Genomic DNA, 582 nt, shown 5'->3' on the forward strand with positions numbered 1-582 from the left:
AGCTGGAACCTCGGCCGGAGCAGGACCAAGGTAGTGAGGCGCTGCCCAGCGCGGGTGCGGATCGCCCCACACCGGGCAGCCACGGCTTGCCGAGCCCCCTCCAGGGCCTGCTCGAACACGTAACGGGCCAGGGCCACGACGAAGGGGTAGTTCCGACCGACGTATTCGGCTCCCTCGGGCGTGGGGCTCGTGAACGAGATCGTCCAGCGTCCCCTGGAATCGATGGGGAGTGCATGACGAATCGCCTCGGGGACTCCCTTCAGAGCTGCCGGTTGCGCGGTCACGTGCCACACATCGGCCTGCCTGTGGTCGGCCTGCACCTGGATCCCCAGCTTCTGGCAGGCGAGCAGGACAAAGTTCCGGACGGCCTTTGGGTCCCCCAGGACCTGATCGGTGGCCTCGAGCTCCCGTCGCACCTCCTCGGGTTTGAGGGCCCGCTGGGCAAAACGGGTGCGGCTCTCCTTCTCCCGCTGGACATCCAAGTCCCACTTCCGGTGCAGTTCCCGGACGGACGGCTCCTCCAGCTCCAGCCCGAGCCGGAGCTGCCGGGCGGTAGGCTTCTCCTTTCCGAAGAAGAGGGCG

General features: G+C 67.9%; 1 pseudogene. It reads right to left on the bottom strand.

Annotated elements, in window-relative coordinates:
* Nucleotides 1-582, bottom strand: a pseudogene (locus NW860_RS01280) (helicase); the annotation flags it as partial.

Source organism: Synechococcus sp. F70.1, assembly GCF_047502745.1.
Taxonomy (GTDB): Bacteria; Cyanobacteriota; Cyanobacteriia; order Thermostichales; family Thermostichaceae; genus Thermostichus.